Origin of the sequence: Humidesulfovibrio mexicanus (genome assembly GCF_900188225.1) — a bacterium.
Classification (GTDB): domain Bacteria; phylum Desulfobacterota; class Desulfovibrionia; order Desulfovibrionales; family Desulfovibrionaceae; genus Humidesulfovibrio; species Humidesulfovibrio mexicanus.
This window is the reverse complement of record NZ_FZOC01000006.1, coordinates 207114-213703: the sequence shown is the minus strand read 5'-3', so window position 1 is coordinate 213703 and position 6590 is coordinate 207114. Positions and strand designations below refer to the sequence as shown.

Annotated in this window: 7 protein-coding genes; 5 read left to right on the top strand and 2 right to left on the bottom strand. The window is 67.3% G+C overall.

The features are described 5' to 3' along the window. The first annotated feature begins 125 nt into the window (after positions 1-125). Positions 126-1289: a sensor histidine kinase gene (locus CHB73_RS13230; protein WP_089275069.1), complete on the top strand. Its 1164-nt coding sequence runs from the start codon at positions 126-128 to the stop codon at positions 1287-1289. A gap of 37 nt (positions 1290-1326) precedes the next feature. Further along, positions 1327-1887, top strand: a complete 561-nt coding sequence (locus tag CHB73_RS13225; protein ID WP_089275068.1) for a hypothetical protein — start codon at positions 1327-1329, stop codon at positions 1885-1887. 37 nt (positions 1888-1924) lie between these two features. On the opposite strand, the gene CHB73_RS13220 is transcribed toward CHB73_RS13225, so the two are convergent. Both CHB73_RS13220 and CHB73_RS13215 read right to left on the bottom strand, forming a co-directional pair. Next, positions 1925-2980: a DUF1786 domain-containing protein gene (locus CHB73_RS13220; protein ID WP_089275067.1), complete on the bottom strand. Its 1056-nt coding sequence runs from the start codon at positions 2978-2980 to the stop codon at positions 1925-1927. A gap of 22 nt (positions 2981-3002) precedes the next feature. Continuing rightward, positions 3003-3356, bottom strand: a complete 354-nt coding sequence (locus CHB73_RS13215) for a tRNA-binding protein (protein ID WP_089275066.1) — start codon at positions 3354-3356, stop codon at positions 3003-3005. A 104-nt stretch (positions 3357-3460) separates the two neighbouring features. Here CHB73_RS13215 and CHB73_RS13210 point away from each other — a divergent pair, with 104 nt between their 5' ends. From CHB73_RS13210 to CHB73_RS13200, 3 genes are all read left to right on the top strand, one after another. Continuing rightward, a complete protein-coding gene (locus CHB73_RS13210; protein WP_179217042.1) occupies positions 3461-4312 on the top strand; it encodes an esterase/lipase family protein in 852 nt (283 codons plus the stop codon). Between the two features lie 168 nt (positions 4313-4480). Continuing rightward, positions 4481-5485, top strand: coding sequence for an omptin family outer membrane protease (locus tag CHB73_RS13205; RefSeq protein WP_179217041.1), 1005 nt, complete (start codon positions 4481-4483; stop codon positions 5483-5485). A 248-nt stretch (positions 5486-5733) separates the two neighbouring features. After that, positions 5734-6567: a phage capsid protein gene (locus CHB73_RS13200; protein ID WP_089275063.1), complete on the top strand. Its 834-nt coding sequence runs from the start codon at positions 5734-5736 to the stop codon at positions 6565-6567. The last annotated feature ends 23 nt before the right edge of the window (positions 6568-6590 follow it).

Genomic DNA, 6590 nt, shown 5'->3' with positions numbered 1-6590 from the left:
GTAGGTCGCCGCCAAGACTTTTTTTCAAAAGGCCCTGTCACTCGACAGGGCCTTTTTTGCGTTTGCCATTCGGGGGGGGGGGGGGGGCGTTGACGGCGATTTGCCGCACAGGTACCCTTGCAGGCATGGACGAGGCACATAGCGCAACGGCACAGGTCCTGACGGCTTTCGCCGCACCGGAGCGATTCGGGCGACAGGCAATCCTTGAGCAGTATCAGGCCATCGTCGGCAGCCATTGCCGCGCATTTTTCGACAGTCTCCCCACCATCGTGCTTGTCTTGAACCGTCAGCGGCAAGTCGTCTTCGCAAACGCCGCCGCCGTGGCCTTTTTCAAGCGCGGTCACATTGAGGATCTCCTGGGCTTGCGTCCAGGAGAGGCTCTTGGCTGCGTCAATGCCGACGCCGCACCCGGAGGCTGCGGCACATCGCGCCATTGCAGGCATTGCGGGGCGGTTCAGGCCATTCTTGAAGCCATTGACGGTCACGCGGCAGACCGCGACTGCACGCTTTTGAGAAGAGACGACGACTGTGTCGACGCACTGGACATGCATGTCTGGACCAATGCGCTGGACGTGAACGGGCAAGCGTTCATCCTGTGCTCCCTTACGGACGTCTCGCACGAGATGCGGCGCCGCAGCATGGAGCGGATTTTTTTTCATGACGTGTTGAATCTCGCGGGCGGCATCAGCGGGCTTCTGGAGGTGTTGCTTGAGGAGGAACGCTGCAGGGCGTGCCATGAACTCGGCATCCTCGACCAGGCCACGCGGAGCCTGGTGGACGAGATCGTCTCCCAGCGGGAGCTGCTTGCGGCCGAGGCGAAGGAGTTGCAGGCGGAGTATGCCCCGGCGAACACGCTGGCGCTGCTTTCCATGCTTCGCGATCTGTATGGCAACTCCCCGCAGGCCGAAGGGCAGACCCTTGCCATTGATGCGCAGGCTGCGGATGTCGAAGTAGAAACGGACGCCCGCCTGGTGCGGCGTGTGCTGGGCAACATGATCAAGAATGCCCTCGAAGCCGGACGACCCGGCGACACCGTCCGTCTCGGCTGCGTCGACGCGGGCGTCTCGGTGCGCTTCAGCGTGCACAATGCAGCGGTCATCCCCGCTTTCGTGCGCGAGGATATTTTTCACCGGCGATGCAGCACAAAAGGCGCCGGACGTGGACTGGGAACCTATAGCATGTTGCTGCTGTCGGAGCGCTATCTTGGCGCAACTCTGGATTTTGTTTCGGACGAGGGCCAAGGCACGGCATTTACGCTTCTGCTTCCCAAGCGGCAGGAAAGGATGTAATGGACCCAGCCAGTTGGAGTGCCTTTCCGGAGGGATAATGACCGAAACCTCTCGCACCACCTTGTTTTCCGGCGGCGCCCGCGGCGCCGAGGCCGCCTTCGGCGCCGAGGCCGAGGCGCGCGGCCTTGACGAGGTCATCTTCAGCTACGAGGGGCACCGGCCCGAACGCACGAGGGGCCTTCGCGTGCTTTCGCCCGAAGATTTGGCCCTGCGCGACGTGAGTGTGCAGTACGTGACGCGGCTCATGGGGCGCAGTTATCCACGGCAGACGGACGAGGGCAGCTTTCGCGCGCTCATCCAGAGCATCTGCTGGCAGGTGATCTCCGGGCAGGAAGTCTACGTGGTGGGCGAAATTTTGTCCGATCTCACCGTTCGGGGGGGGACGGGCTGGGGTGCGGAGTTTGCCAAGCTCTGCGACAAGCCGCTGTTTGTGTTCGACCAGCAGCATCTGGGCTGGTTTCGCTGGGAGCCGGGCCGTTGGAGCCCTGCACGCACCCCTGTCATCGGCAAGCGCCGCTTCACCGGCACCGGCACCCGCGACCTCACCCCGGCCGGCCGCGAGGCCATAGCCGACCTCTTCACCCGCAGTTTCGGCTAACGGCCGTCACCCCTCGCTCGCCCGTGGCGCCTGCGGCCTATGGCGCGGCGGGCAGCAGCCCCTGCAGCCTGAGGCCCTCCACCAGACCGAAGCTGCCCGTGAGCATCATGTCCCCGCCAGGGGCCGGGAACTCCACCTCAAAGCCCGCCAACAGGGTCCGCCTTGGGCCGATGACCAGCGTGTCCGGGAAGCCTTTCGCCTCTGCGGGCAGGGGCAGGCGCATGGTCCCGTGCCCCCGGTCGTCGAACACCTCCTCGAAGTCGAGGCCGCCCGCCCGAAAGCGCGCCAACTGATCCCACAGGCGCGGGGCGTCGATGAGCCCTGTGTGGTGCTCGTACACGCCGAATACCCGGCCCTGGAAGATCAGGAAGGCCACGGTGTGGCTGTTGCCGATGTTGACCAGGGTCAGGCCGCGCGCCTCCGCCCGTGCGCGGATGGACGGCTCGAAGAGTCCGCCCAGAACGGCGGCCGCGCCCGTGTCGGCCACCGGTCCGCCGCCGATGCTCTTCTGCAGGTCGGCCAGGCGGGTGAAGCAGGTTGGAACCTGGGTGTAGAGCAGGCTTTCCGGATGGCCTTGGGCCTCGTGCAGCAGCTTTTCCCAAAGCACGAAGCGTCCGCGCCGGTTGCTCTGCCCCGGATGGAAGCCGTGGTCCTGGGCGCAGGCGGCCACCAAGCCGGGCCGGGGCAGGCCCAGCGCATCCAGTGCCCGGTTCCAGAAATCCGGGTCGAAGTCCACGGCCAGCAGGTCCACGGCTCCGGCGGGGCAGTCCTCGCGAACGCCGACCCCGCTGGCCGCCAGGGCGTCCAGGTCGTCGGCCAGGGAAAAGGCAGCCGCCCGCGTGCAGGAGAAACCGAGCCCCGCCGCCAGATGCGCCCGCATGGCGGAATGAAAGCCGCCGCCCATGTTGCAACCGTGCAGATGCACGGCGCGGCCCTGGGCCGTGGCCTGGCGGATGCATTCGGCCAGCACGCGTGCCGGGGCGGGCAGCACCAGCTTGGGACAGTTTTCGATCTCCCGGTCAGGGAAATACAGGAGCACGTCTTGCGTGCCGGAGCCGATGTCCAGGCAGAGAATTGGGGCGGTTGCGGTCATGGGGCCTCGGATGCGTGGAGGGTTAATGGATGCGCGCGCCGTCGGGCGCATAGGCGTCGGGTGCGAGCAGGGTGACGTGTCCGGCTTCGTTGGCGCAGCCCAGCACCAGCACCTCGGAGCGAAAGCCTGCGATGCTGCGCGGGGGAAAGTTCACCACGGCCACCACCTGCCTGCCCGCCAGCTCCTCTGGGGCGTAGAGCTGCGTTATCTGGGCGCTGGACTGGCGCACGCCAAGGGGACCGAAATCGATCCAGAGCTTGTAGGCCGGGGTGCGGGCCTTGGGGAAGGGTTCCGCGCGCAGCACGGTGCCCACGCGGATATCAACCTGAAAAAAGTGGTCGGCCTCGACCTGTTCCGCTGCCTTAGGCGGTTCCATGGCACCTCCGTATCGTCACCTGTGCGCGATGACAGTCCATTTGCCCCATGCTACACAAGAGGCGGCGCGACAGGCAAGTCCCGCGCCTGCATGGAGGGCTCCTGATGCTGCTGGAAACAATGGCCGTCGTGGCGGTCGGCGTACCCGCGCTCCCCGCCGCCCTGGCCTGGCTGGAGAACCGCCGCAGCGGCGACTGGCTGCTGCAGCGCCGCCTGTGTGGCGGAAGGCTGGCGTCCGCGCTCCTGCGCGCCTTTCTGGACTCCGTGTGGACGCTGTGGTGCACGGCCCTGGCCCTGCCCTTCGGGCGGCTGTGCAGCGGCCACGGCCTGGCAACCGGTACAGGCCCGGCGGTGATTCTGGTCCACGGGCTGTACCACAATCCGGCGGCCTGGTTCGTGCTGCGGCGCAGGCTGGCGCGAGCGGGCTTTGCGGACGTGCGCTGCTACGGGTACCCCAGTTTCGGCCGCCCCTTCGGCGACATCGTGAGCGGCCTTGAGGAACTGGTGCGCCGCGCGGCGCTGGAGGTCCCGGACGGCCGCGTGGCCCTGGTGGGGCACAGCCTGGGCGGGCTGGTCATCCGCGCGGCCTGCGGTCCATTGGCGCAGGCCGATGCGGGGCACGGCGTGCGCATTGCCGGGGTGGCTACCCTGGGCGCCCCGCACAGGGGCAGCGTGCTGGCGGCGCGCCTGGGCGTGGGGCGTCTGGCCCGTGGCCTGGCCCCAGGCGGCGAGGTGCTGGAAGCTGTGCGGGGTCTGCCCCCCTGCCCCGGACCGGCCTTGAGCCTGTATACGCCTACGGACTGCATGGTGCAGCCGCTTTCCGGCGCGCTGCTTGAGGGCCGCGAACTGTCCGCCGGATGGACCGAGCGCGCGGTGCCCCCCGTGAGTCATGTGGGGCTGCTCTACAGCGCCCGCGTCCATGCGGAGGTCCTGGCCTTCCTGACCAGCTTGCGCTAAAGGCCCGCCTCCCTCCCGCAGGCCATCCCTCTTGGCCTTTGCGGTAACATGCGGCACGGTTTGCATCTTTCCCTGTTCAGGGGTAGGGGGGGACAAAATGGACCGCCTGAGGCGGGGAATCCCCCAAGGGCGGGCCAGCCGCATCATCTGAACCTGAACCAAGGCAACATGGCGACGCACGAGTCCAAAACGTTCTTCGGCGCGGCGCCTTCCGCGGCCCGGACCGCGACGCTTCTCGTGGCCCTTGCCCTGGCGGCGCTGCTGCATCCGCCAGGGGCATGGGCCGGGGACGCCCCGGCATGGCAGGTCGCGTTCAAGACGAAGTTCATGCTCAACAGCCACACGTCCTACCAGTTCGGCAACCCTTTTGACCCCTATCAGGTTCCCTTGAGTCGGCTCGAGTTCGACATGGACTCCACCTGGGCCGGGTTCGAGGCCCGTCGCCAGCTGGGCAGGCTCTCCCTCGGCCTGGGGTACATGAGCACCGTGCGCGACCAGAGGTCCGGGCAGCTGCGCGACTACGACTGGGACGACGACACCGCCCCGCACGCGCTCACCATCTTCAGCGCCTCCTCGTGCCGTATGCGCCCCAGCTACCAGTTTCAGGTCGATGCAGACCTGCGCGTGTCCGATGTGCTCGGCCTGCCGTCCTCGGTGGACCTGCGGCCAGTGGTCGGCTTTCGCGGGCAGCAGCTGCGCTTCATGGCGCACGATGGCGTGCAGTACACCTATGACACGGCCGGAAACGTGACCTCGCGGACCGACTTCGCGGGCGACGCCATCAAGTTCAAGCAGAACTGGCACCAGTACTTCGCCGGGCTGCGCCTGGCCTACGACTGGGATTCGCCGCCCCTTGTGCACAGCCTGCGCCTCAATTCGCAGCTGGACGTAAGCTACGTGGAGGGCAAGAACCGCGACGACCACCTCCTGCGCGGCGACCGCGTCACCCGCGACATCACCTACGGCCATGCCTGGCACGCCATGGCGGGCCTGGCCTTTGGCGTCACCGAGGGGCTCGACCTCGGTCTTGAGGTGGACTACCTGCACATAGAGACCAATGGGACGCACAAATTCCTCGACAAGGGCCTCGGCGTCGGCCTCAACTGGCTGAACGGGGTGCGCGCCTGGTCGGAGCAGACCTCCGTCTCCCTCTCGCTGGATTACCGCTTCTAGACCCGCCCCTTTCGCACACCCTGTCAACCCGCCAAACGCGTCCTTTTTCCGTCCCGTTTCAGGCCATTTTCATCCCGTCGCAAAAGCCGGGCTATACTTGCGTCCGCGCGGACCTGACGGAGGTCCGCACCCCGGCCCTGGGGCCGGACGCGCGCAGCCCGCATCCCTTGTGCCCCGGCCACCTGCGCGCACCGCCCCAAGCGACACCCGGCTCCCCCGGAACCTTTCACCATCTGGAGGATCCTGAAATGTCCCTGAGCATCAGCAACGCCTTTGTGGCCCAGTACACGGCCGACGTGCACGAGGCCTATCAGCAGCGCGGCAGCAAGCTGCGCGGAACGGTGCGCCTCAAGACCGGCGTGGTGGGCGCCACCGCCGTGTTCCAGAAGACCGGCCGCGGCGCGGCGGGCAAGAAAACCCGGCACGGCGCGGTGCCCCTCATGAACGTGGAGCACGCGAGCGTGTCCGCCACCCTGGAGGACTGGTACGGCGCGGACTACGTGGACAAGCTGGACGAGCTCAAGACCAACACCGACGAGCGCCTGGTGGTGGCCAACGCCGGGGCCTACGCCCTGGGCCGCAAGGTGGACGAACTCATCGTTTCGCGCCTGGCCCAGGGCGCGAACGTGGTGGCCGAGGGCGGCACCGGGCTCACCAAGGCCAAGGTGCTGGAGGCCTTCGCCCGCCTGAACACGGCCGACGTGCCTGACGACGGCAACCGCTTCGCCGTGGTGGGCGCGCACCAGTGGAACGAGCTGCTGGACATCAGCGAGTTCAAGAGCGCCGACTTTGCGGGCGACCGCTATCCCTGGCTCAAGGGCACCGAAAGCCGCACCTGGCTCGGCATCACCTGGATGTTTCACACCGGGCTGCCGCTTTCCGGCGGCGCGCGCAAGTGCTTCCTGTACCACAGAAGCGCCGTTGGCCTGGCCGAGGCCCAGGAGGTCAAGGTCTTTACCGACTGGGTGCCGGAGAAGGCCGCGCACCTGGTGGACCACATGCTCTCGGCCGGGGCCGTGCTCATCGACCCGGACGGCGTGGTGGAGATCGACTGCGACGACGACGCGGCCCTGGCGGCCTAGGCCAGCGACACTCAACACAAGGA

Coding starts and splice junctions, on each gene's coding strand:
- CHB73_RS13230 (WP_089275069.1), top strand. CDS start 126: ATGGACGAGGCACATAGCGCAACGGCACAGGTCCTGACGGCTTTCGCC.
- CHB73_RS13215 (WP_089275066.1), bottom strand. CDS start 3,356: ATGGAACCGCCTAAGGCAGCGGAACAGGTCGAGGCCGACCACTTTTTT.
- CHB73_RS13225 (WP_089275068.1), top strand. CDS start 1,327: ATGACCGAAACCTCTCGCACCACCTTGTTTTCCGGCGGCGCCCGCGGC.
- CHB73_RS13220 (WP_089275067.1), bottom strand. CDS start 2,980: ATGACCGCAACCGCCCCAATTCTCTGCCTGGACATCGGCTCCGGCACG.
- CHB73_RS13205 (WP_179217041.1), top strand. CDS start 4,481: ATGGCGACGCACGAGTCCAAAACGTTCTTCGGCGCGGCGCCTTCCGCG.
- CHB73_RS13210 (WP_179217042.1), top strand. CDS start 3,461: ATGCTGCTGGAAACAATGGCCGTCGTGGCGGTCGGCGTACCCGCGCTC.
- CHB73_RS13200 (WP_089275063.1), top strand. CDS start 5,734: ATGTCCCTGAGCATCAGCAACGCCTTTGTGGCCCAGTACACGGCCGAC.